General features: G+C 63.7%; 24 protein-coding genes and 1 pseudogene. 19 read left to right on the top strand and 6 right to left on the bottom strand.

All coding sequences use genetic code 11. From position 1 onward, the window contains the following. Positions 1-12: 12 nt before the first annotated feature. Positions 13-1,104, bottom strand: a complete 1,092-nt coding sequence (apbC, locus tag F462_RS02070) for an iron-sulfur cluster carrier protein ApbC (RefSeq protein ID WP_018875024.1) — start codon at positions 1,102-1,104, stop codon at positions 13-15. A 458-nt stretch (positions 1,105-1,562) separates the two neighbouring features. On the opposite strand from apbC, the gene metG reads away from it, so the two are divergent. The 13 genes from metG to F462_RS02005 all read left to right on the top strand — a co-directional run bounded on the left by metG (position 1,563) and on the right by F462_RS02005 (position 12,691). Next, positions 1,563-3,602, top strand: a complete 2,040-nt coding sequence (metG, locus tag F462_RS02065) for a methionine--tRNA ligase (RefSeq protein ID WP_018875023.1) — start codon at positions 1,563-1,565, stop codon at positions 3,600-3,602. A 101-nt stretch (positions 3,603-3,703) separates the two neighbouring features. Next, complete coding sequence (gene mtnB / locus F462_RS02060) at positions 3,704-4,324, top strand: methylthioribulose 1-phosphate dehydratase (RefSeq protein ID WP_038051251.1); 621 nt, start codon at positions 3,704-3,706, stop codon at positions 4,322-4,324. Further along, positions 4,321-5,019, top strand: coding sequence for an HAD family hydrolase (locus F462_RS02055; protein WP_038051249.1), 699 nt, complete (start codon positions 4,321-4,323; stop codon positions 5,017-5,019). Before mtnB ends, F462_RS02055 begins: the two co-directional genes overlap by 4 nt. A gap of 403 nt (positions 5,020-5,422) precedes the next feature. Further along, complete coding sequence (rsxA, locus tag F462_RS02050; protein WP_018140019.1) at positions 5,423-6,001, top strand: electron transport complex subunit RsxA; 579 nt, start codon at positions 5,423-5,425, stop codon at positions 5,999-6,001. After that, entirely contained in the window at positions 5,998-6,582 is a 585-nt protein-coding gene (gene rsxB / locus F462_RS02045; protein WP_018875020.1) for an electron transport complex subunit RsxB, read from the top strand. Before rsxA ends, rsxB begins: the two co-directional genes overlap by 4 nt. A gap of 32 nt (positions 6,583-6,614) precedes the next feature. Then, positions 6,615-8,261, top strand: a complete 1,647-nt coding sequence (gene rsxC, locus F462_RS02040) for an electron transport complex subunit RsxC (protein WP_038051247.1) — start codon at positions 6,615-6,617, stop codon at positions 8,259-8,261. After that, positions 8,261-9,322, top strand: a complete 1,062-nt coding sequence (rsxD, locus tag F462_RS02035) for an electron transport complex subunit RsxD (protein WP_018875018.1) — start codon at positions 8,261-8,263, stop codon at positions 9,320-9,322. The genes rsxC and rsxD overlap by 1 nt, the downstream gene beginning before the upstream one ends. Further along, complete coding sequence (gene rsxG, locus F462_RS02030) at positions 9,315-10,010, top strand: electron transport complex subunit RsxG (RefSeq protein WP_018875017.1); 696 nt, start codon at positions 9,315-9,317, stop codon at positions 10,008-10,010. The genes rsxD and rsxG overlap by 8 nt, the downstream gene beginning before the upstream one ends. Next, a complete protein-coding gene (locus tag F462_RS02025) occupies positions 10,007-10,702 on the top strand; it encodes an electron transport complex subunit E (RefSeq protein ID WP_018875016.1) in 696 nt (231 codons plus the stop codon). Before rsxG ends, F462_RS02025 begins: the two co-directional genes overlap by 4 nt. A gap of 123 nt (positions 10,703-10,825) precedes the next feature. Continuing rightward, positions 10,826-11,263 (top strand): hypothetical protein, encoded by a 438-nt coding sequence (locus F462_RS02020; protein WP_018875015.1) that lies wholly within the window; start codon positions 10,826-10,828, stop codon positions 11,261-11,263. 66 nt (positions 11,264-11,329) lie between these two features. Further along, positions 11,330-11,977, top strand: coding sequence for an endonuclease III (nth, locus tag F462_RS02015; protein WP_038051246.1), 648 nt, complete (start codon positions 11,330-11,332; stop codon positions 11,975-11,977). A 25-nt stretch (positions 11,978-12,002) separates the two neighbouring features. Next, positions 12,003-12,428 carry a DUF1841 family protein gene (locus F462_RS02010; protein WP_038051244.1) on the top strand — a complete coding sequence of 142 codons (426 nt, stop codon included), beginning with the start codon at positions 12,003-12,005 and terminating at the stop codon, positions 12,426-12,428. Positions 12,429-12,508: 80 nt separating this feature from the next. Beyond that, entirely contained in the window at positions 12,509-12,691 is a 183-nt protein-coding gene (locus F462_RS02005; RefSeq protein ID WP_018875012.1) for a hypothetical protein, read from the top strand. A 55-nt stretch (positions 12,692-12,746) separates the two neighbouring features. Here the strand turns inward: F462_RS02005 and F462_RS02000 are convergent, their stop codons facing one another. The 3 genes from F462_RS02000 to F462_RS01990 form a co-directional block, all read right to left on the bottom strand. Further along, positions 12,747-13,145: an SRPBCC family protein gene (locus F462_RS02000; RefSeq protein ID WP_018875011.1), complete on the bottom strand. Its 399-nt coding sequence runs from the start codon at positions 13,143-13,145 to the stop codon at positions 12,747-12,749. A gap of 23 nt (positions 13,146-13,168) precedes the next feature. After that, a complete protein-coding gene (locus F462_RS01995; RefSeq protein ID WP_018140030.1) occupies positions 13,169-13,648 on the bottom strand; it encodes a VOC family protein in 480 nt (159 codons plus the stop codon). Positions 13,649-13,735: 87 nt separating this feature from the next. Continuing rightward, a complete protein-coding gene (locus tag F462_RS01990; RefSeq protein WP_038051243.1) occupies positions 13,736-14,461 on the bottom strand; it encodes a DUF3012 domain-containing protein in 726 nt (241 codons plus the stop codon). Between the two features lie 294 nt (positions 14,462-14,755). On the opposite strand from F462_RS01990, the gene F462_RS01985 reads away from it, so the two are divergent. The 5 genes from F462_RS01985 to F462_RS01965 all read left to right on the top strand — a co-directional run bounded on the left by F462_RS01985 (position 14,756) and on the right by F462_RS01965 (position 19,657). Further along, positions 14,756-15,451, top strand: a complete 696-nt coding sequence (locus F462_RS01985; protein ID WP_038051241.1) for an MOSC domain-containing protein — start codon at positions 14,756-14,758, stop codon at positions 15,449-15,451. A gap of 301 nt (positions 15,452-15,752) precedes the next feature. Then, complete coding sequence (locus F462_RS01980) at positions 15,753-16,145, top strand: sulfur globule family protein (protein ID WP_018140033.1); 393 nt, start codon at positions 15,753-15,755, stop codon at positions 16,143-16,145. Between the two features lie 304 nt (positions 16,146-16,449). Further along, the gene (locus F462_RS01975; protein WP_018140034.1) at positions 16,450-16,950 is read left to right on the top strand and encodes an HIT family protein; all 501 of its coding nucleotides are present in this window, start codon (positions 16,450-16,452) and stop codon (positions 16,948-16,950) included. Between the two features lie 192 nt (positions 16,951-17,142). Further along, positions 17,143-18,273, top strand: coding sequence for a GGDEF domain-containing protein (locus F462_RS01970; RefSeq protein WP_244270839.1), 1,131 nt, complete (start codon positions 17,143-17,145; stop codon positions 18,271-18,273). 394 nt (positions 18,274-18,667) lie between these two features. After that, the gene (locus tag F462_RS01965) at positions 18,668-19,657 is read left to right on the top strand and encodes an HDOD domain-containing protein (protein WP_244270838.1); all 990 of its coding nucleotides are present in this window, start codon (positions 18,668-18,670) and stop codon (positions 19,655-19,657) included. A 162-nt stretch (positions 19,658-19,819) separates the two neighbouring features. On the opposite strand, the pseudogene F462_RS13925 reads toward F462_RS01965, so the two are convergent. Beyond that, positions 19,820-20,161, bottom strand: a pseudogene (locus F462_RS13925) (PAS domain S-box protein); the annotation flags it as partial. A gap of 76 nt (positions 20,162-20,237) precedes the next feature. Further along, on the bottom strand, positions 20,238-21,536 hold the full coding sequence (locus F462_RS01955; RefSeq protein ID WP_244270837.1) for a sialidase family protein: 1,299 nt from the start codon (positions 21,534-21,536) through the stop codon (positions 20,238-20,240). A 376-nt stretch (positions 21,537-21,912) separates the two neighbouring features. On the opposite strand from F462_RS01955, the gene F462_RS01950 reads away from it, so the two are divergent. Further along, positions 21,913-23,031: an alpha/beta hydrolase gene (locus tag F462_RS01950; protein WP_038051235.1), complete on the top strand. Its 1,119-nt coding sequence runs from the start codon at positions 21,913-21,915 to the stop codon at positions 23,029-23,031. The last annotated feature ends 26 nt before the right edge of the window (positions 23,032-23,057 follow it).

Here is a 23,057-nt window from a genome sequence, read left to right as displayed (position 1 = left end):
TGGTGTCCCGAATCAGTTGTTCTGAATGACGATATTCGGGAACTTGCTGCTGTAGTCCTTCGACTGTTCGGCCAGCTTGGCACCGGTGCGGCGCGCAATCTCGCGGTAGATCTCCGCGATACGACTATCCGGGTTCGCGACGACGCTCGGTTCACCACCGTCCGCCTGCTCGCGGATGCGGATATCCAGCGGCAGCGCACCCAGCATGTCCACACCGTATTCCTCGGCCATGTTCTCCGCGCCACCCTGGCCGAAGATGTATTCCTCGTTACCGCACTTGGAGCAGATATGGATGCTCATGTTCTCGATGATGCCCAGCACCGGCACCTCGACCTTCTCGAACATGAGAAGTCCCTTGCGGGCGTCCAGCAAGGCGATATCCTGCGGGGTGGTCACGATGATGGCCCCCGACACCGGAATCTTCTGCGACAGGGTCAGTTGAATATCGCCCGTGCCTGGCGGCAGGTCGATGATCAGGTAGTCCAGGTCCTTCCAGTTGGTTTCGTTCAGCAGCTGTTCCAGCGCCTGGGTCACCATCGGACCACGCCAGATCATCGGCGTGTCCTCTTCGATTAGAAAACCGATCGACATTGCCTGAATGCCGTGACCTTCCATAGGCTCCATGGACTTGCCGTCCTTGGACTCCGGGTTGCCCTTGATGCCCAGCATGCGGGGCTGGCTGGGACCATAGATATCTGCGTCCAGGATACCCACCTTGGCGCCTTCGGCGACCAGTGCCAGCGCCAGGTTCACCGCCGTGGTGGACTTGCCTACGCCGCCCTTGCCGGAGGCGACGGCAATGATGTTCTTGATCCCGGCCATCGGTTTGAGGCTCTTTTGGACCGCGTGGCTCGTGACCTTCGTGTTGATGGTCACTTCCGATGACTCGAGACCCGCGACACCGGCGAGTGCGCCCTGGATAGCGGCGCGCAACTCGTCGTGATAGCCATTGGCGGAATAGCCCATCTGAATATCGATGGCCGCTCGCGCACCGTCCACGCGGATATCCTTGACCGCTCCAGCGGCGACCAGGTCCTGTTCGAGGTATTTGTCCTGAACGGTCTTCAGGGCGGTTTCGATCTGCTCTCGCGAGAGTTCGGCCATGGGTATCGTCGTATCCGGTGTTTGGGAGTGATCGCGCGATTCTACTGGTACCGGGATGGGACGCCAATGGCAACACGCGCGACCCGTCCTTTCCATCCAACCAACCGGCGCTATCGGGGCCATCTGTCAACCCCCTTTGGTGCTTTTTATGCACAATCTCTGTGCAGTAGACGGGTAACCACCAGGATAGGTGCACAATCCCATATTCCGCCACATAAAAGTCTACTATCTATCTGTTAAATAAGACTTCTTACAGGTTGGTCGATTTTTAACCAATTTGTCACACGGCCTTGCGTGACAAGGCTTGGCGGGGAATTCCACCGGGTTTCCCACAGACTTATCCACAGGTTCTGTGGACAATACACGGAAGCCTGCGGCACGCCTCGACAAGCTGGCAGGCACACCGGACAATAGCCGCTCCCGCGAACCCGGACCCCCGACCGAAGGCCCAAGCCCAGATGACCGACACCCCGCGCAAGATCCTCGTCACCAGCGCCCTGCCCTACGCCAACGGCCCGATCCACCTGGGCCACCTGGTGGAATACATCCAGACGGACATCTGGGTACGCTTCCAGCGCTCGCGCGGGCACGAGGTGATCTACGTCTGCGCGGACGACGCCCACGGCACCCCGATCATGCTGAAGGCTCGGGCCGAGGGCATCGAGCCGGAGGAATTGATCGCCCGGGTGCGCGAGGAACACGAGGCCGACTTCGGCGAGTTCCTGATCGGTTTCGACCATTACCACTCGACACACTCCGACGAGAACCGCGCCCTGGCCAGCGAGATCTACACCGCCCTGCGCGACGCCGGCCATATCGAGACCCGCACCATCGACCAGGCCTATGACCCCGAGGCCGGGATGTTCCTGCCGGATCGCTTCATCAAGGGCACATGCCCCAAATGCGGCGCGCAGGAACAATACGGCGACTCCTGCGAGGCCTGCGGCGCAACCTACAGCCCGATGGACCTGAAAGACGCGGTCTCGGCGATCAGCGGCGCACGCCCCGAATCCCGCGCCTCGGAACACTACTTCTTCAAGCTGGGAGACTTTGAGGCCTTCCTGCGCGACTGGACCCGCTCCGGGCGTCTGCAGGACGCGATCCGCAACAAGCTGAACGAATGGTTCGAGACCGGCCTGAGCGACTGGGACATCTCCCGTGACAAGCCCTACTTCGGTTTCGAGATCCCCGACGCGCCGGGCAAGTACTTCTACGTCTGGCTGGACGCCCCGATTGGCTACATGGCCAGCTTCCGCGCCTTCGCCGAGCAGCAGGGCCTAGACTTCAACGCCTGGTGGGGCGCGGACTCCGACGCCGAGCTGTACCACTTCATCGGCAAGGACATCGCCTACTTCCACACCCTGTTCTGGCCGGCCATGCTGCATGGCGCCGGCTTTCGCACCCCGTCCGCGGTCTTCTGCCACGGCTTCCTGACGGTCAACGGCCAGAAGATGTCCAAGTCGCGCGGCACCTTCATCCGCGCCCGCGACTACCTGGACCACCTGAACCCGGAGTCCTTACGTTACTACCTGGCCGCCAAGCTGGGCGACGGCGTGGACGACCTCGACCTCAACCTGGACGATTTCACCCAGCGCGTGAACTCGGATCTGGTGGGCAAGGTGGTCAACATCGCGAGCCGCTGCGCCGGCTTCATCAACAAGCGCTTCGACGGCCAACTGGCCGCCGAACTGCCACGCCTGGACCTGCACGAGGCGTTCGTAGCCGAGGGCGAGACTATCGCCCACGCCTTCGAGCAGCGCGAGTTCGCCCAGGCGATGCGTCGCATCATGGCCCTGGCCGATCAGGCCAACCAGTACATCGACGAGGCCCAGCCCTGGGTACTGGCCAAGCAGGATGGCCGCGAGGCCGAGGTCCAGGCCATCAACACACAGGGCCTGGACCTGTTCCGTATCCTGATGGTCTACCTCGCCCCGGTGCTGCCGAAGCTGGCCGCCGACGCCGCCGCGTTCCTGAACCTGGAAGACATGCACTGGGCCAGTCGCCAGCCACTGGTCGGCCGTTCCATCCAGAAGTTCAAGCCGTTGATGACCCGCATCGAGCCGGAAACCATCGAAAAGCTGCTGGAGGCCTCGAAGGCCTTCCTAGCCGCAACCGAGGCCCCCGCCACTCCCGCTCCCGCCGCGCCGGAGACCCACGTGGACCCGATCGCCGAGACCATCGACTTCGACACCTTCGCCCAAGTGGATCTGCGTATCGCCCGTATCGCCAATGCCGAGCACGTGGAAGGCGCCGACAAGCTGCTGAAACTGACGCTTGATATCGGCTCCGGGACCCGCCAGGTGTTCGCCGGCATCAAGTCGGCCTACGCGCCGGACGATCTGATCGGTCGCCACACCGTGATGGTCGCCAACCTTGCGCCGCGCAAGATGCGTTTCGGCGTCTCCGAGGGCATGGTGCTGGCCGCCGGCCCGGGCGGCTCGGAGCTCTACATCCTGAACCCGGACGAGGGCGCCCGCCCCGGCATGCGCGTCAAGTAGTGCCGGCCGCATCCCGCGAGATTTGGTCCCTGACCACCGCGGTCATGGATTTGCACTCAAGGCTCGCGTAAGCTGCCGCTCTTTTCTCGACCCCCGGACGCATGGAACAAAGCCCAGAATTCAAAGCGCAGGTCCGCCTGCTGGCCGAAGCCGGACGCGAACTCGCGGACCGTGGCTGGCTCCCCGCGCGCACCGGGCACTTCTCCGCGCGCCTTGATGATCAGCACATCGTGATTACCGCACCCGGTCGCAGCAAGGACCTGCTGGATGCGCACGACTTCATGGTCGTCGACCTGGAAGGGCACCTGATCGCCGGCAGCGGCGAACCCAGCCCCGAGACCTTCCTGCACATCATCATGTATCGCCGCGACCCCAAGCTCGGGGCCGTGCTGCATACCCACAGCATTCATGGCACAGTGCTGTCGTGTCAGGTCAGTGGAACGCTGATGCTGCGCGACTACGAGGCCCTGCGCGAACTCCCTGGCTGCAAGCACCCGACCCAGGGCATCCGGGTCCCCGTATTTGCCAACCACCCGGAGATGCGCCAGTTGGCCGCCCAGGTGGATGCCGCGATGGACCGCGACCCGGCGCTCGCCGGCTACCTGATCAGCGGGCACGGCCTCTATACCTGGGGCCAGACGGTGGAGCTGGCCATGCAGCGCACCGAGGCCTTCGAGTTCATGTTCGAATGCGAGACGCTGGCGCGCCAGCTAACCCAATGACCGATACCGCACCCCTGCCGACCCCTCAGGCCGTGATCCTGGCCTTCGAGGGCATCCTCGCCCCGTCCGGCGTACTGCGTGACACCCTGGAACCGCACGCGCTGGAGGCGTTACCGGACTTTCTCGACCGCCATGCCAAATCCACGGCCGTCCAGCGCGCGCTGTCGGACATCCTTGCGTACTCCGGACGTGAACTGGACGTGGACGGCATGCTGTCTCAGATCCGTGCCTGGATTCGAGGTGGGCAGGACATCACGCCCGTTCGTCAGCTGCAGGGACTGGTCTGGGCCGACGCGCTGGAGGCCGGCTCGCTGCAGCCCGAACTCTCCGACGCCACTGCCGAGGCGCTGGCACGGCTGCATCAGGCCGATGTCGACCTGTACAGCTTCGGCGCGACCCCGGCACCGGTCCAGCGCGACTGGCTGCGGCATGGCCCGCACCCGGAGACAGAACAGCTCCTGAGCGGCTGGTTCGACACCCGCATCGGTGGGCGTCGTGACGCTGGCAGCTACCGTCGTCTGGCGGACGAGATTGGCCTCACCCCGGAAACGGTCCTGGTGCTGTCGACCCGCCGTGACGAGCTGGACGCGGCCCATCAGGCCTGGCTGCTGACGGGCCGGCCCACCCCCGACCCGGACGCCACAGACCACCACCCGCTGCGCAGCCTGGACTCACTCGTCCCGAAAAACGGCTAGGGAGACGCTGATTTAATTGCACGTCCGCGTTGGCGCCCCCTGTTTTCCGAGACAAGGCGCGTCGTGCAGCGGGTAGTGGTTCTACCTGCAAGCGGCGCAACGCAGGATCGGGGAACAGGGGGCACCAACCCCACAAGCCATTGAAAGCAGGGGCTCGGCCGCTTTTGCGTGGGAACGGCGTTGCGGTTCCCTTGTGCAGAATGACTGCGCGGCAGTCACCGCGCCTTGTTCGCACGCAAAAGCGACTCGAGCGCGGACGTGCAATTAAATCAGCGTCTCCCTAGGAGACGGCAGGATCATCGGCATCCCCGCGCATCCCGAAGGGTTGAGTCGGTGATGGCGCTCCCCGATACTGTGTTGTTGACCTGACGCCTCGGAATTAACCCGAACCCGCGGAACGAACTTGGAATACGTCCTGATCCTCATCAGTACGATCCTCGTGAACAACTTCGTACTGGTGAAGTTTCTGGGCCTGTGCCCGTTCATGGGGGTCTCGCGCAAGGTCGAGACGGCCACCGGCATGGGCCTGGCCACGACCTTCGTACTGACGTTGTCCGCCGTTAGCTCCTACGTGATCAACGAATACCTGCTGATCCCGCTCGGGCTCGAGTACCTGCGCACCATCGCCTTCATCCTGGTGATCGCCGCCGTGGTTCAGTTCACCGAGCTCGTCGTGCGCAAGACCTCGCCGCTTCTGTACAACGTGCTGGGCATCTTCCTCCCGCTGATCACCACCAACTGTGCGGTGCTGGGCGTGGCGCTGCTGAACGTCCAGGAAGCGCACAATTTCGTCGAATCCGCGCTCTACGGCTTCGGCGCGGCGGTCGGCTTCTCGCTGGTCCTGATCCTGTTCTCCGCGATCCGCGAACGCATCGCGGTGGCCGATGTGCCAGTGATGTTCCGCGGCAGTGCCATCGCCATGATCACCGCCGGGCTGATGTCGCTGGGCTTTATGGGCTTCTCCGGGCTGGTGCGGCTGTGAGCGTGCTCTACGCCATCCTCGCGATCGGGGGCCTGGCGGCCCTGTTCGGGATCATCCTGGGCTTTGCCGCCCAGCGCTTCCGGGTCGAGTCCGATCCCGTCGTGGACCAGATCGATGCCCTGCTCCCGCAGACCCAGTGCGGCCAGTGTTCCTACCCGGGCTGCCGCCCGTACGCCGAGGCCATCGCCGCCGGTGAGGCGGACATCAACCGCTGCCCGCCCGGCGGCCAGGCCACCGTCCAGGCCCTGGCCGACCTGCTCGACCGCGAACCGACACCGCTTGAAGAGGAAGAGCAGGAGAAAGCCGTCGCGGTCATCGACGAGAACATCTGTATCGGCTGCACCCTGTGCATCCAGGCCTGCCCGGTCGATGCCATCCTCGGCGCCGCCAAGCAGATGCACACCGTCATCGAGGAAGAGTGCACCGGCTGCGAGCTGTGCATCGAACCCTGCCCGGTGGACTGCATCACCATGGTCCCCGTCCACACCGACATCACCGAATGGCGCTGGTCGGAACCGGAATCCTCGCCGATCGAGCGGCCCATACATACGGTCGTGGACGGTTCGCGGCAGTCTGGCTAAGCCGGATCGCCGCAAACCGTTAGAATGTCCTTATGCAGCTGCATCGTTTCCACGGGGGCCTGAAACTGGCCGACGCAACCGACGCCAGCACCCGCGATCCGGTGCTGGTGATGGGCGTGCCGTCACGCCTGGTCATCCCCATGGGCCAGCATATCGGCGAGGCGGCCGAACCCTGTGTAGCGGTCGGGGACCACGTCTCCAAGGGCCAGCGCATCGGGCAGTCCAAGGGCTACATCGCGGCCCACGTGCACGCCCCCACTTCGGGCGAGGTAGTGGAGATCACCGATCACGCAGTGCCCCACCCATCGGGCCTCAGCGCGCCCTGCGTGATCCTGCATAGCGATGGCCACGACGACTGGGGCGATAGCCGCATGGAGCCCTGGCTCGACTGGGACACCCGCGACCCCCGCCGCCTGCGCCAGCGCATACGCGATGCCGGGATCGTCGGGCTGGGAGGCGCCGCCTTCCCCACTGCGGTCAAGATGAACCCGCGCGCCGGCCAGCACATCCACACGCTGATCGTGAACGGCGCCGAGTGCGAGCCCTACATCAGCGCCGACGATATGCTGCTGCGCACCGCCCCCGATGCGGTCTTCGAAGGCATCCGCATCGTTGCGCATCTGCTGAATGTGGAAGGCGTACTGTTCGCAGTAGAAGACAATATGCCCGAGGCCATGCGGGCACTGACCGAAACCCTGCCGGACGAACTGCGCTCCCTCATCCGGCTGGTGTCGGTCCCGTCGATCTACCCGACCGGGGGCGAGCGCCAGCTGATCAAGGTCCTCACCGGCCAGGAAGTCCCCAGCGGCGGCCTGCCCGCGGACATCGGGATGGTCTGCAATAACCCAGGCACCTTCAAGGCCATCTGCGATGCGGTCATCCAGGGGCGTCCGCTGCTTTCACGCATCGTGACTGTCACCGGTCCTGGGGTACAGCATCCGCGTAATGTCGAGGCCCTGCTGGGCACACCCTTCGCCGATGTAATCGAGGCCGCAGGCGGCTATGCCGAAGGCGTCGACCGCCTGATAATGGGCGGCCCGATGATGGGCTTCGCCGTCCACGACGACGCCATCCCCGTCATCAAGGGCACCAACTGCCTGTTGGCCACCCGCCCCCAGGACACGCCCCCACCCGGCCCGTTGATGCCCTGCATCCGCTGCGGTGAATGCGCGGCGGCCTGCCCGGCCCAACTGCTGCCACAGCAACTGTACTGGCAGGCCAAGGCCAAGGACTTCGACGCAATTCAGGACTACGGTCTGTTCGACTGTATCGAATGCGGCTGCTGCGCGCATGTCTGCCCCAGCAACATCCCGCTGGTGCAGTACTACCGCTACGCCAAACACGAGATCTGGGCGCGCGAGAAAGAGCGGCAGAAATCCGATCTTGCGCGTGAACGCTACGAGTTCCGTCAGGAACGCATCGAGCGCGAGGAGAAGGAAAAGGCCGAGCGCATGGCCAAGAAGCGGGCCGCGGTCAAGAAAAAGGAAGGAGGGGAAGGCGGCGGCGACGAGAAACAGGCGGCGATCCAGGCCGCACTGGAACGCGCCCGCGCGAAGAAGGCAGCACGAGCCGCCGAGAAGAAGGGCGAGCCGGGGTGCGAAGGGGCCTCCGGTGAACGGCCGGACGAGACTTCTAACACCACCTCCAACACCTCTCCCACGGACGGGGACAGCCGCTGATGCGCTTTCGCACGGAATCCTCCCCGCACATGATCCCGGCCCACTCGGTGGGTGGGGTGATGCAACAGGTACTGATGGCCCTGGTGCCCGGCACTCTGGCCATGGCCTGGTTCTTCGGCTGGGGCGTACTGGTCAACGTGGTCCTGGCGGTGCTGTTCGCCGTGGCCTTCGAAGCCGCCATCGTGGCCGCCCGCAAGCGCCCGGTGATGGCCACCCTGGGCGACAACTCGGCCATTGTGACCGGCTGGCTGTTCGCCCTCGCAATACCCCCGCTCACGCCCGTCTGGGTCACCCTGATCGGCATCGCCTTTGCGATCATCGTGGCCAAGCACCTGTACGGCGGGCTGGGTTACAACCCCTTCAACCCGGCGATGGTTGGTTACGTGGTGGTACTGGTCTCGTTCCCGCGCGAGATGGCCCTATGGCCCGCCCCCGAAGCCCTATCGGATCTGTCGCTCGGCCTCGGCCAGACGCTGCAGACCGTCCTCACCGGCAGCCTCCCTGCCGCCCTGGAATGGGACACCCTCTCGCGGGCGACACCCCTCGATGCGATGCGTGAGGGGCTAGGCTCGGGGCGCACCGTCGGCGAGGTCACCGCCAGCCCGCTGTTCGGCAGCTTCAGCGAAACCCAGTGGGAATGGATCGGAAACTTCTTCCTGCTGGGCGGGCTGTACCTGCTGTTCCGGCGGATTATTCACTGGCATATCCCGGTGGCCGTGATCCTGGGTGTTGCCATCCCCGCCGGCTTTTTCTGGATGCTGGACCCGGACTCCTTCGCCTCGCCCGCCTTCCACGTGTTCTCCGGCGCGGTCATCATCGGGGCCTTCTTCATCGCCACCGACCCGGTCTCCGCATCCACCACAACGCTGGGACGCATCCTGTATGGCGCCGGAATCGGCCTGTTGATCTTCGTTATTCGCACCTGGGGCGGCTATCCGGACGCGGTGGCCTTCGCCGTGCTGCTGATGAACATGGTGGCGCCGACCCTGGACCACCTGACGCGCCCGCGCATCTTCGGCCGTTCGCGCCGGGGGCCGCCTCCGGGGGACGGGCATGCGTAACCTGAAGGCCCGTGACATTGCACTGGCGACCGTGCTGCTCGCCGGCTTCGCCGCCGCGGGCGCCGGGATCGTCGCGCTGGTACAGGACTCGACCCAGGCGCGCATCGAGGAAAACCGCATGGAGGTCAACCGCAACCGCATCGCGGAACTGACCGGCGAACTCGACTATCGCAACGACCCGGTGCACGACACCACTACACTCGGCCACGAGCTGCTGGGGGGTAACAACCTTCCCGCCTGGTTCGCCCGCGACGCGGACGACGAGGTCGTCGGCATCGTGTTTTCCGCAGTAGCCCCGGATGGCTACAGCGGAGACATTCACCTGTTGATCGGTGTCGACCGCGACGGTGAGTTGCAGGGCGTGCGGGTGTCCGCACACCGCGAGACGCCTGGGCTGGGCGACGCCATCGAGTCCGAACGCTCCAACTGGATCCGCGACTTCGACGGCCGCTACCTGGGCAATCCCCCGGCGGATGACTGGACCGTCCGCAAGGATGGCGGTGTGTTCGACCAGTTCACCGGCGCCACCATCACCCCGCGTGCGGTGGTTCGCGCCGTGCGCCGCACGCTGGAATACTTCGACGAACACCGCGACGACCTGCTGGCTACCCGCCCGGAAGAAGGCACCTCGCCCACCGAGCCGGTCCCGCAGGCAGACGCCAACGCAGAGGACGAGGCCACTCGATGAACCCGACCCTCACCGAGATCATTCGCGACGGGCTTTGGCACAACAACCCGGGGCTGGTACAGCTGCTGGGCCTGTGCCCGCTGCTGGCCATCTCCGGCACCATGGTCAACGCGATCGGCCTGGGCATTGCCACGACCCTGACCCTGCTGCTGTCCAATGTGCTGGTCTCGCTGATCCGCAACCATGCCCGTCCGGAAATCCGCATCCCGGTGTACGTACTGATCATCGCCTCCATCGTCACCGCGATCGAGCTGGCGATGAACGCCTGGTTCCACGGGCTATTCCTGATCCTTGGGATCTTCATTCCGCTGATCGTGACCAACTGCGCCATCATCGGGCGTGCCGAGGCCTTCGCCTCACGCAACTCTGTACCCCGCGCTGCACTGGACGGCCTGATGATGGGGCTTGGCTTCACCGGCGTTCTGATCGCGCTGGGGGCCCTGCGCGAGGTCCTCGGTCAGGGCACGCTGATGGACAATGCCCACCTGCTGTTCGGCGAATGGGGCCATGGCATGACCCTGCAGCTGTATCCGTCCGAACATGGCTTCCTGCTGGCCCTGCTACCCCCGGGCGCCTTCATGGCCATGGGCCTGCTGATCGCCGCCAAGAACTGGATCGACAGCCAGTTCGAAGCCGAACCCGCGCCCAGCGCCGAGGACACCGCAGCCGAGCCCGAGGCCGGCAATACCTGATTCTCACACCCCGGTTCATTCCGGGCGGCCTTGATTCCTGGCCGTCAGCCGGTAAACTTCCGGCGCCACGAATCCGTTCTACCGGGGCAAGCCCCGGACACTCAAACATTCCAGGAGATAGGCATGGCTGGACATTTCCCGTTTGCTGGCAAGCGCGGCACGCGCTACGGCCTCGCCCCGCGCGGCACCATCGCCGCCTTTTTCGAGAACCACGGGTTCAATGACGAGTTGCAGGAGAAGTACTACAAATGGTGGTACGACTTCGCCAAGGACTTCGTCGAGAAGGATAGCGACCTGTCATTCACCATGAGCACCAAGTTCACGAGCTATCCGATGGGGACCCATGCCCATCACGCGTTCCATCTGAACGACAAGTACTGGCCGAGCTGCCTGGACGAGCTGGGTTCGTTCATCCGCGACGTGATCTTCCCGAAGATGGACGAGAAGGCGATGGAAGACCTGGAGAAGAAGCACGCCAAGCTGATCAAGGACCTGGAGAAGGAATCCGAGTCCAATCCGCGCGATGCCGCGCCGGATGTCGGCCTCTTCCGTCACGTCTAATCTTGGCCTGACGAAGACCGTTCCGGCCCCGCTTCTCGCGGGGCCGGTTTGCGTTGGAACCACGGTATGAACGCCGCAAAGCGAGAAGCCATCTTCGAGCGCCTCAAGGCGGCGAATCCCGAGCCGACCACCGAGCTCGATTACGACACCCCGTTTGAACTGCTCATCGCGGTCATCCTGTCGGCCCAGGCCACGGATGTCGGCGTCAACAAGGCCACGCGCCGCCTCTATCCGGTCGCCAACACCCCCGAGGCGATACTCGCACTGGGCCTGGACGGCCTTAAGGAACACATCAAGACCATCGGCCTGTACAACGCCAAGGCCGAAAACGTGATCAAGACTTGCCGCATGCTGGTCGAACGTCATGGGGGCGCAGTCCCCTGCGACCGCGAATCGCTGGAGGCCCTGCCAGGCGTCGGCCGCAAAACCGCGAACGTCATCCTCAACACCGCCTTTGGCGTTCCGACGATCGCAGTCGACACGCACATCTTCCGGATCGCCAACCGCACCGGCATGGCCCCCGGCAAGACCGTGCTGGAGGTCGAAAAACGCCTGATGCGCCTGACACCCATGGCCTACTTGCAGGACGCCCATCACTGGCTGATCCTGCACGGTCGCTACGTCTGCAAGGCGCGCAAGCCCGAGTGCTGGCGCTGTCCCATCCAAGACCTTTGCGAGTACAAGGCCAAAACACCGCCACCCGCGGGCGCCTGACGCTCCCAACCCCGAGGACACTCCTATGTACGGCAACCGCGACCAGATCCGCACCCAGTTCGTCGATGCCTGGCTGAAGGCCCAGGCCGGCGAGCCCCTGACCGATCTGGAACAACAGCTGGTGGACGTGATCTCGGAGCACCCCGAGTACCACGACTACCTCAAGGACCGCGAGACGGCCCTGACCGGTGAATTCCCGCCCGAGCTCGGCACCTCCAACCCGTTCCTGCACATGGCGATGCACTTGAGCCTGCGCGACCAGGCCCGCACCGACCGCCCGGCCGGCACGCGCGAGATCCACCAGGGTCTGTGCGCCCGCTTCGGTGTCATGGACGCCGAACACCGGATGATGGAATGCCTGGGCCAGACCCTGTGGGACGCCCAGCGCAGCAACAAGGCCCCGGACGAGAACGCCTACCTCGAGTGCCTCAAGCGCCTGGCCAGCCGCTAACGCGACGTCGCTCCAGCGACCCGCAGCGGGACCGCCCACGCACCACTACCGTTTAGCCAACCCGTTCGTGTGGCCGGCGCATGGAACATCCGGCCTACCAGGACGATCCAATCGGCATGGACATTACCCTGCTCATCCTCGGCGCCCTGCTGGTCGCCAGCCTGACCGCCTTCTTCTCCGGCGTCCTGCCCTACCCGATCGGATGGATCATCCTCGGCGTGGCCTTCATCGGCCGTCTCCTCTATCTCGCCCAAAAAACGTGAACACAGGGACAACCCACGCCCATGTCCACGGCGCGCCATCCGTACCGCGGTGCGATTAGCCGCTTTCCAGGTATTCCTTGAGCCGTTGCAAGTCGTGCTCCACGGCCCGCCGGTCCACCGCGTACTGCTCATCGGTCATGCCCGGCTGGCGCATCAGGCTGAACACAAACTCGCTACCCGCCTCGTTGGGCAGCACGCGCATGGGGTTGTGAAACACGGCGCCCGTGGCCAGCTCGACATCGTGATCCATCACCCCAAACGCATTGGGTTCCACAAACCGTACCCGCGCCGCTCCCGAAGGGGTCTCGATCCGCCACCACGGGCCCGCCTCCGTCACTTTGCCCTGGGCAAGACCTTCGGCCCACAAGGGCAGGTTTCGCGGGTTCGAGGCAAATGCGTAGACATCCTCCGGCGGACGAGCAATGTAGACACTGATATGCACGACCTCAGCCACGACGTATCCAAGCCTCCCGTTGCTCAAGGGCCGGCATAGGCGCGCTCCAGAGCGACCAGATCGAACTTGCCCATCCTCAGAAATGCCTGAGTCACACGGGCCACCGCCTGTGGGTCGCTGGATTGCAGCATCAAGTCCAGAACGGAGGGGACCACCTGCCAGGACAGGCCGAATTGGTCCTTCAACCAACCACACTCCACTTCCTGCCCGCCTCCAGCCGTCAGACCGTGCCAGTAGTGATCGATCTCCTCCTGCGTATCGCACTTCACCATGAAGGAGATCGATTCGTTGAACGAAAATAGCGGACCGGCACTGATGGCCTGGAACGGCTGCCCCAGGAGAAAGAAGGTCACGACTTCCACCGCGCCCGAAGGCGTGTCTTCCAGGGTCACCGTGTGTTCGATCCAGGCGTCGTCGAATATGGAGGTGTAGAACTCCGCCGCCTGCCGGGCCTCCTGGTCGAACCACAGATGGGGAACGAGTTTCTGTCCAATGGTTGCCATCGTTGTACTCCCTTAGGGAGACGCTGATTGAATGCACATGACCCAGGGCGTGACCCGATGTGCCAGTCGGCTTCGGTGCATCGGCTATCAACCGCCCGTGCAGTGGTTCGCAAAGGCGAAGGCATCGTTCATGGTCCATTGGGCTTGCGGTGTGTTCGCCATTCGCTGGCACCAGGCCGGCGAGCCTACCGATTCCGCCGGCGTGGCCTCGACAGGCCTCGCGCCCGTTTCTGGCGAAAGCAAATGATCCAGTGCCAGCACACGCTCGTCCTGCATGAAGGCCTCCACGTTGTCGCCTAGGGCGAGCATCCCTTCGAGTACCGCCTGCCCCTGCTGGGGGTTGCGCATCATCAGGAGCTCAAGCTGCTGGCCCGCCCGATCTGTAGCGCGATCGAACCGCATTCCAGCTTCCTCGAGGTTCGCAGACTCCGCGAAGAGCCCGTCAAGCTCCTGGTCGAGCAACACCCGATCCGCGGCGTCGACCGGAACCAGATGGGCCTCCGCCCAGATGACCATGTCTTCGATCTGCGCAATCGTGCGGGCTGTGTACTCACCCGCCAGGCGACTCCCGAGTGCATCGGCCGCCCGCTGATCATCAATCGCGTCAATCTGATCGCCAATCTCCTCGAATAGCGCCGCCTGGTCGTGGATGTTCCGCACAATGCGGTCGGCGATCATGTTTGCCTCCACTGCGGCGGGCGCCGAGGCGACCGGCGCCGGATCGGTTTGCGTGTCTGCTGCCTGTTCACTTCCGCAGCCCAATGGCAACAAAATCATCAGGCCCAACAGGGCCCACCACTTTGGGATATTCATGTCTGCAGCCCTCCGTCTATGGGGCTGTCGGACGACGGATGGGAGTGCGTATCCGCCGTCCGGCGGGCCGTCCTCGGACCCTGGCCTGAGGACCGGGGGAAATGAGAATCCTGCGAGGGCGGCCCCTGTCATCCCAGGTGCTCGCCTGACCCGCCCAAAACACTCCGCACTAAATGAGTATAGATCCGCAAAAACCACGCGTGACTCGGCGCCATATCGGGGACGCATCCAACCACCCCGACTGTTGTATCGTCGACGTCTTCAAGCCTGCGCATTACACCCCGGATGGCCCCAATGACGACCGTCACGATCCACGGCATCTACACCGGCCGCATAGCCCCGAATTACGCCAAGGGTCGCGCCAGTGCCATCGACAAGCAGCCGGTTCCCGGCAACATTACGGTGGGCCACCTCGGACTGACCGGTGACGAGCAGGCCGACCCGGACAACCACGGCGGCCCAGAGCGCGCACTGCTTCACTACAGCCTCGACCATTACCCTGGGTGGCAATCGGAGTACCCGGCGCGTGCCGTCCGGTTCGCGGCCCCCGGTTTCGGTGAGAACCTTGCCAGCCACGGCATGGACGAGCACAGCGTCCATATCGGCGACATCTACCGTATCGGGACCGCCTGCGTGGAGGTCAGCCAGCCCCGCACCCCATGCTGGAAGCTGGACGTGCGCTTCGACATCCCGGGCCTGGCACGCCAGGTCCAGGAAACCAGCCGTTGCGGCTGGTTCTACCGCGTACTGCAACCGGGCACGCTTGCCGGCGGCGATGCAATCGAACTCCTCAAGCGTCCCCCCGGAAGCCTCAGCATTGCCACCGCCATGGCCGCGGTGTATCAGCAAGCGAACCGAGAACACCTGCAACAGCTCGCCGACTGCGCACCCCTGGCCCTGAACTGGCGCGAAAAGGCCCGTAGAAAGCTACGCGGCGCGCCCGACTCCAGTAGTGATCGGCGACTCAGCGGCGAACCGCCCCCGACCTAAGCCGCTTCCAACCTGGTCGGAGCTGGGTCGTTCATAAAGTGCCGAAACGGGACGGTTTCAGGAGAATGCAAGTTAGGTCCCTGTTCTCGCTCGACTTCTTTCCGCCGAAAATTTGATCTACATCAGCATATCGGTACGTACTTATTTTAACCTGCAGATCACTTGAGAGGCACTGATCCAACGTCAGCACCTCCCAAGGTGCTGGTGGGCCCGGAAGCCCCGCGCCCCGGCAAAGGGACATCATCCATGTCCCGAAGCGTCTGATCTTGTTAAATGGTCTCGATTTTTAGGAGGTAATGCCATGAAAAAATGGGCCATAGCACTTTCTTCCGCGGCGCTGATCGGCGCCTTCGCCGTCCCGCTGCAGGCCTCGGCCCAATGGTGGGGCCCGGGCTACCAGGCTCCGTATCACGGCCCCTACCACGCGCCCTACTATGGGCCTCGTTACGGGTACGGTCCCGGCTGGGGTCGCGGCATGGGCGACTGGTTCGGCCTCGGCGATATGTTCGGCGACTTCGACTTCAGCATGCGGGGTCGTGGGCATGGGTATGGCAGCGGGCATGGATACAGCGACTACTACGGCCGCCATTACGGGTACCGTCCGTATTACGGGTACGGCCCCTACTACCATCCCGGCCCTTACCATGGTGCGCCCCAGGCGCCTCAGCAGGAGGCAGAAGAACAGGACAATTGATCCTTTTCTCCAACCTCGACCCGCTGGCCCGGCCTGCCCACGCAGGTCGGGCCAGTTACCTTCTAGGTGTGATCTCTCAATAGGTTGTCCACGGGACGACTCCGAAGGATGCGCGGCCACGCCTCCACCCAGTCCTCCTGTATCGGGGGAAACGCCGACCCGACCCTCGCCTTCCGAGAACACCGGCTTTCCCGTTTCTACCGGAATTCCGAACCCCCTCCGGGGCGCCACCCGCTAGACCACAGAATGCAGTAGAATCGGCCACTTACATCGTTAGCCAAGCCAATCAAACCCAGGCCACGTGATGACCAGCCCCGCCCCCAAAAAGGACTGCTACTTCTGTCGCGTGTCCGCCGGCCTCGCGGATCCGTTCATCTACGAAAACCGCTCATTCGTCGGGCTGTTCGACACCAACCCGGTCAATCCCGGGCACGCCCTCATCATTCCCCGGAGGCACGTGGTATCCCTGTTCGAACTCAACGAAACCGAGCAGGCGGACTACTTCGACACGATCCACGGTGTCCGCGAGGCCATCGAGTCCACCGACATGACTGACCTGTACCAGAACATGCTGCACCGCGACTACTTGCGCGACCGCCCGAAGGATCATATCGAGGCCGTCCTGAAACTCCCCTTCCTGAACCAGAAGCCAGATGCCTACACCGTCGGCAACAACGACGGCCGCGCCGCCGGCCGGAGCATCGACCACCTCCACGTGATCCTGCTCCCACGCTACCAAGGCGATGTACAGGACCCCCGGGGCGGCATCCGAAACGTCATCCCGGATCGCGCCAAGTACCACTAGCCTCGGCCGCGAAGCGACGAAGCAACACCTAACATCGCCCCAGAGGTCTCCACCGCGAGCGCCACCGCAGAACCGCGACTGGAACTGCGTTTTTTCATTGACTCCGGAAGAATCCCTGACGAGGATGGAGCCGGAATTCCTGTCCAGACTCAGGGGTAAGGGCGTGCAAAGGACCACCATGCGAGCCGTCCGATGAGATGGACCGGAGGACACAGCAACCCCCTGGACTGGTGGTTGAACCTGGGCGTTTCACCCCAGGACCCGCCCGATCTGCGTCTCAAGAAGGTGGTCATGACCCTCGTATCCACGGGGATCGCCACCCTCGCGATCTTCTGGGGCATCCTGTACATCGCAACCGGCTACCCGCTCTCCGGCGCCATCCCGCTCGGCTACTCCGTTGTCTCCTTCGCCAGCATCCTGCACTTCTTCCGCAGCAAGCAGTTCGACCTGTTCTGCTTCAGCCAGCAATTGCTGATTCTGATCCTGCCCTTCGCGCTGATGTGGAGCCTGGGCGGCTTTGCCAATGGCAGCGTCGTGATGATCTGGGCCTTCTTCGCCCCGCTGGCCGCCCTGTTCTTCCTGGACCTGGAAGCGGCCCGGCGCTGGTTCATTGCCTTCATCGCGCTGTTGATTGTTTCCGCAATCCTGGATAGCTGGCTGCAGGGCCTTGCGCGGCCCATGCCCACCACACTCAACACCCTCTACTTCCTGATGAACATGGGCATGGGCTTCATCCTGATCTCGCTAGTGCTCTATTACTTCGTCAAGGACCGCAACAAGGCCTACCGGGAGCTCGAACAGACCCAGGAACATATTCATCACATGATGATGACCGACCCCCTAACCGGTATGCCCAACCGCCGCCACCTGGAACAACGTTTCAACGAGGAACTGGACCGCAAACAGCGCTACGGCGAACCCCTCTCGGTGCTGATGACCGACGTGGACTTCTTCAAGACGATCAACGACCGCTATGGCCATGCTGTGGGGGACGAAGTGCTCAAGGCCTTTGCCAAGACCCTCCAGGGAGGTCTGCGCTCCTCGGACTTCCTGGCTCGCTACGGCGGAGAAGAGTTCATCGTTCTACTACCCGCCTCGGATCTGGACGCCGCACGGAACCTGGCCGAACGTCTGCGCAAGACCGTCAAGTCCACCCCCATCGAGGGCTACGACATCCAGCTCACGTCCAGCTTTGGCGTGGCCGAGGTTCAGACCGGAGAATCCCCGGAACAGGCCATCAGCCGGGCCGACAAGGCTATGTATAACGCCAAGCACGAGGGCCGAGACCAGGTATCATCCAAAGACGACTCGGCGCACATCTGAGCACCCTTCAAACAGGAACGAGCAGCGGTCCGGGCACACACTCCCCTCAGGAATACACCGATGCAGTCGACCCTTGGCTCGTCGTTTATCAAAGATTCGCCAGGCGTTACGCCCATCCGAAACGCTTGATGTGTTGGCCGCGGGCCCCGTTGGTTTGATGCTGACAAAGTGGACCTTAACGTCCCCTTCACGTAAGTCACGCGGTCTGCCCCACTGACCTGTCGTGAGCACGTACCCTGCCCCTAATCCGCGACCACCATGGAGGGGGCCGCTACAGCACGGCTTACGTACGCCCACCGGATTCCGGGCGGACGTTTGCACAGAACGCGAACAGGGACACTCTCAAGTGTCGTTATCAACGCTTCTGCGGTGGTTTACCCGCAACCAAAATCGTTTGCCCACCGCCTCCGCCAGCGATCCTGCCCAATCCGGGCGCGCAGCCGTCACCCACCCGCTGAAAGTGCCTGGCGGCGAGGTGCATCCCGTTGAGGATCCTGAACTCGCGTTGTCGTACTGCTCGGGCCTTTTTGACGCCAGGCATTACCAGAAGGGTCGCTCAAGCACGGCGGAACGCGCCTGGATCCACCACTACAGGGAGCTTCTCGCGACCAACCCGGATGCGTTCTCCGCCGAGGTGCCACGGCTGCCACGGGTCGTGCCAAGACTCATGTCCGCGCTTCGCGAGCCCGACAGTACCAGCACGCGGAAGATCGTCTCCCTAATCGAGACCGACCCGGTCCTGGCCGGAAACGTGCTCAAGGTGGTCAACAGCCCCGCCATGCGCCTACACCGCCGCCAGATCGTGAGCCTCGAGCACGCCGTTACACTCATGGGGAACCAACGCCTACGCGAGATCATCTTCGCCGCCCTGATCAGCCCCCTGGCCACGTTCGACAAAGATGCCCGCGTGAACGAAGAAAGCCTAAAACAGATCTGGCCCGAGACCCTGCAAACCGCGATGAACGTAAAGATTGGCGCGCGACACCTGGGAGGTGGAACCGAGGGATTTGCGCTCTATCTTGCGGCCCTCACTCATAGCAGCGGGCTCATTGTCTTGTTGCGTGGGCTGGAAACGCTCAAGGCGACCACTGTGTCCTCGGAATTTGTCGGTCAACTCGAAGCGCTTGCCCGCACCGCGTCGGTCGCTATCGCCCGCAGTTGGGAGTTCGACCATTCCAGTGTTCAGCTGCTGCAGAATTGGGCCGACGCCGACCGGTCGACCCTGGAGACCGCGCTGTTAGCCGATGCCATCGCGTTCACCCGACTCAACAGCCTCTGCCAACGCGGCGCGCTGGAGAGCACGTCCTTGCTTACCTTCCGCGAAACACTGCCCCGATATGCACAGGAATGGGCCGACCTGCCCCCGCCCTCACCTTCACCCTAAGACTAAGTTCTCCCACCGGACGCAGTGGCACCCGATCAAAGGCAACTGCGCGAACCGGGTACCCGCGAGTCGCCGTACAAGATCATGACGACCCTTTACCCCTTTTTCGCTTCACCCGGTAGATTTCGCCATCCGCGCCACTGCGCCCGCCTCCCGCACGCAGTCCTCCTCCGCCCGCCAGAGCGCTGTCACGTCGCGCCCGACGCCAATCCGAACCCCTTCCTCCTCGACCCAGTGTGCCGACTACAGGATATGCACGACGACGCCGCTCTTGCGGATCTAACGGTTCCGGAAATCGACTCGTGGCTTGCCCCCCATGACCCGGACACAATCGAGGCCAGTGAGGCGGCCAGGTCGTCCGGATGCATGTAGTCGGTGATCGTGGTGTCGATCAGCCCTTTGGCCCAATAACCGAGCAGGTCCTCTCGGGCGACGCTCACGAAGACGGTGTCGTGGATCACGATTGATCAGCCTGGAGGAAGCTGCTTTCAGTTTAACCGGCATGGATCAGCCCACCCATGCGGAGAACCGCCTTCGGCGCACGCCCATACGCCCAGCCCAAAACCGCCGGTCAAGGCGCTCACTCACCCGACTGCACCTGACCTCGAATCAACAGGATGTCGCTATGGCTGCCCGGCACGAAGCGGCTCTGGGCAATCGCGATCTCGCCACTTGCGTTCACCGCCATGCGGCGTTTTAGCTGGCCCTGCAGACCTCCGCTGTAAGGGGTCTCGGTCGTACCCGGAACCGCCTCGATCGAGCTGAATGCGGTGAAATCCAAAGGGGCGTACGTAAATGCCAGGCCGAACGGGCGGTCGGTCGGGTGGGGATAGCGCTGCCATACCAGGTACAGGCGCTGGTGGTCGTGCGCAAGGGTCGGGAACCCGCCGGGCCAATCATCGGCATCCAGCTTCTGCGCGGGTCCAAAATCCAGATCCTCGGCATCCGCCTGGCTGATGTGTAGCCGGCGGTGGTACGGCTGCCGATAGTCTTCCACATCGTTTGCCGGGATCGCGCCAAACGCGAGATGCACCGTGCCGTTGTCGTCCACCACCCACGAGGGCGCGTCGGCATGCCCTGGGTGTTCCAGTGCCGTTTCGGGTGCGGAAAAGCCCTGGTCGAGGTCATCCGACCAGGCCATACGGATATCGGCATACGGACTGTCGCCCTCCGACCAGGCCAACAGGACCCGCCCGGAGGGCGCCAGGGCCAGCGTCGGGGCACGAGCCGGCACCTCGGCTCCGGCATTCACCGTGACCGGCTCCGAAAACGAATCGCCACCATCCCTCGAGTAGGCCACGCGCAAAGGCCCCTGGTACTCGGTCCATGCCGCCACGACATGACCCTCGGATGTGCCGAGCAGGTCCAGGCTACCGTTGTCCCAGCGATGCGCAGTGATACGCCCCTTGCCCGCGCCATCGCGCACATTGGACAGGTTTTGGTGGTCCTCGAACGTCTCGCCACCATCCTGGGAGCGTGCGTACAAGATCTCGCCCCCGTGGTCGCCCCCTGTAAACAGAATCTCCTGCCAAAGTAGGTGGACGGTGAACGCCTTGCCCTCCTCGGAAGCCTCGTCGATCACCACACGTGGCAGCCAGGAGAAGGTATCCACCTCACCACCGATCCGGGTGGGCTCATCAAATACCGCGTGACCCTCTCGGTCATAACGCTGCAGGAAGATCGCCTGCTCCACCTGGTCGGCCCATACAACCACCACCTCGCCGCGCTCGCTGATGGCCACCGAGGCATCATCCACGTAGCGGAAATCCGATGCGTTCATCCGCCAAGGCCCACGGTAGGCCTCACCGCGAGCCACTTCGATTGGCGCTTCCCACACCACCTGCGCCTGCGTGTCGGTATCGGCCAAGACCGGTGCCATCCAAAGGCATAGGGCAAGCAGGACGGGCAAGACAAGCGTTCGGTTATCGCTACGCATACGACCTCCAGACTTCCATTATGGGCCTTCGCGCATATTCAAACCGGGTTAAAGCTTCTGGATAGGGGGTTCCGGGCGCCTCACCGGCCATTCATGATGACGAACACGGGGCACCTCCGTCAGCACATCCAACCGGTCCGAAACAGGAAAGTATATCGGCCACCTTCTTGTAGACTCCCCTTTCGCCACCCAGGATCCCCACCCCATGACTCAACGCATACACCTGCTACCCATCGCGCTCGTCGTCTCCCTCGCGAGCTTCGGCGCCAGTGCGTCCGACTACAATGAGTGAACCAGAACCCCCAGAAGGTCAGGACTAGTGCTTCGCATCGCTGCCGTGTTGCTGGGCCTTGTGATGCTTGCCAGCTACATCGGAGTGCAAAACTGGGAGGCCATGCGGGTGCTCCAGGACATCGAGGCCGGTGACGGACCGAGCGCGCTGAAGGACCGCACCCCGGAACCCGCGCGCGAAACGCTTACGGTCACGACGAGCGAAGGGGCCATCGAAGCCGACCTCTACCATCCCCGGCAGGATGTCGGCGCCCGTATTGTCCTTGTGCCGGGCTTTACGCCGGAGGGCAAGGACGACCCCCGCCTGGTACAACTCGCCAATACACTGGCCCGGGCACGCTTCCTGGTGCTGGTCCCCGATCTGGAGGGCACGAAAGCCCTGAGGATCCGCACCCAGGATGCCGCCGCCATCGCAGATGCCGCTGCCCAGCTGTCCCGCATGGAGGCAGAACGCACGCCGGATGACCAGGCTGTCGGGGTCGCAGCAATCTCTTACGCCGTGGGCCTGGCCGCGCTCGCGACGCTAACGCCACAGGGAGAAGCGAGCATCGACTTCCTGGTCGGGATCGGCGGCTACTACGACACGAAGAACGTCATCACCTTCGCCACTACCGGGGCCTTCCAGGAACCTGGGTCAGACCGCTGGATGACCAGGACGCCCGATCCACTGGCGAAGTGGCTATTCCTGCGCGGCAATCTGCACATGCTCGATGATCCCGCAGACCGCGAAATCCTCGACGAAATTGCCTGGCGGCGCATGCACGATCCCGGGGCACCGATCGACGAGCTGGCCGCCGGTCTCGGCGAAGAGGGGCGAAGCCTATTGGCATTAATCCGGAACGATGACCAGGAACGCGTGCCAGGGCTCCTCGAAGACCTACCTGCAAGCGCACAGGAGGCCATCGAGAGGCTATCCCTGGCCCATCGGGACCTCTCGCACCTTTCCAGCGGGGCGCTCCTGATCCACGGCCGCGACGACAACATGATTCCCCACACCGAAAGCGAGCGCCTCGCCCATGCAGTCGGCGAGACCGACCTGCATCTGATCGATGGTTTCTCCCACATCGATGCGCGAGGCTTGGGCCTGGTGGGCCAGTGGCAGCTCATCCGTGCCGTAAGCAACCTGTTGGATCGGCGGGACAACTGACTGCGACAGGGGCATCTTCTCGCCCG

The organism is Thioalkalivibrio sp. ALJ1, assembly GCF_000745395.1.
Classification (GTDB): Bacteria; Pseudomonadota; Gammaproteobacteria; order Ectothiorhodospirales; family Ectothiorhodospiraceae; genus Thioalkalivibrio.
Note: the sequence above shows the minus strand (reverse complement) of the source record. Positions and strands in the feature narration are given on the sequence as shown.

Bases quoted from the DNA above. Each gene is read 5' to 3' on its own strand.
- F462_RS01955 (WP_244270837.1), bottom strand. From the start codon at position 21,536: ATGGCACCGGTCTTGGCCGATACCGACACGCAGGCGCAGGTGGTGTGG.
- metG (WP_018875023.1), top strand. From the start codon at position 1,563: ATGACCGACACCCCGCGCAAGATCCTCGTCACCAGCGCCCTGCCCTAC.
- nth (WP_038051246.1), top strand. From the start codon at position 11,330: ATGAACGCCGCAAAGCGAGAAGCCATCTTCGAGCGCCTCAAGGCGGCG.
- F462_RS01975 (WP_018140034.1), top strand. From the start codon at position 16,450: ATGACCAGCCCCGCCCCCAAAAAGGACTGCTACTTCTGTCGCGTGTCC.
- rsxG (WP_018875017.1), top strand. From the start codon at position 9,315: ATGCGTAACCTGAAGGCCCGTGACATTGCACTGGCGACCGTGCTGCTC.
- mtnB (WP_038051251.1), top strand. From the start codon at position 3,704: ATGGAACAAAGCCCAGAATTCAAAGCGCAGGTCCGCCTGCTGGCCGAA.
- F462_RS01990 (WP_038051243.1), bottom strand. From the start codon at position 14,461: ATGAATATCCCAAAGTGGTGGGCCCTGTTGGGCCTGATGATTTTGTTG.
- rsxD (WP_018875018.1), top strand. From the start codon at position 8,261: ATGCGCTTTCGCACGGAATCCTCCCCGCACATGATCCCGGCCCACTCG.
- F462_RS01995 (WP_018140030.1), bottom strand. From the start codon at position 13,648: ATGGCAACCATTGGACAGAAACTCGTTCCCCATCTGTGGTTCGACCAG.
- F462_RS01980 (WP_018140033.1), top strand. From the start codon at position 15,753: ATGAAAAAATGGGCCATAGCACTTTCTTCCGCGGCGCTGATCGGCGCC.
- F462_RS02005 (WP_018875012.1), top strand. From the start codon at position 12,509: ATGGAACATCCGGCCTACCAGGACGATCCAATCGGCATGGACATTACC.
- F462_RS01985 (WP_038051241.1), top strand. From the start codon at position 14,756: ATGACGACCGTCACGATCCACGGCATCTACACCGGCCGCATAGCCCCG.
- rsxC (WP_038051247.1), top strand. From the start codon at position 6,615: ATGCAGCTGCATCGTTTCCACGGGGGCCTGAAACTGGCCGACGCAACC.
- F462_RS02025 (WP_018875016.1), top strand. From the start codon at position 10,007: ATGAACCCGACCCTCACCGAGATCATTCGCGACGGGCTTTGGCACAAC.
- F462_RS01970 (WP_244270839.1), top strand. From the start codon at position 17,143: ATGAGATGGACCGGAGGACACAGCAACCCCCTGGACTGGTGGTTGAAC.
- F462_RS02020 (WP_018875015.1), top strand. From the start codon at position 10,826: ATGGCTGGACATTTCCCGTTTGCTGGCAAGCGCGGCACGCGCTACGGC.
- apbC (WP_018875024.1), bottom strand. From the start codon at position 1,104: ATGGCCGAACTCTCGCGAGAGCAGATCGAAACCGCCCTGAAGACCGTT.
- F462_RS02010 (WP_038051244.1), top strand. From the start codon at position 12,003: ATGTACGGCAACCGCGACCAGATCCGCACCCAGTTCGTCGATGCCTGG.
- F462_RS02055 (WP_038051249.1), top strand. From the start codon at position 4,321: ATGACCGATACCGCACCCCTGCCGACCCCTCAGGCCGTGATCCTGGCC.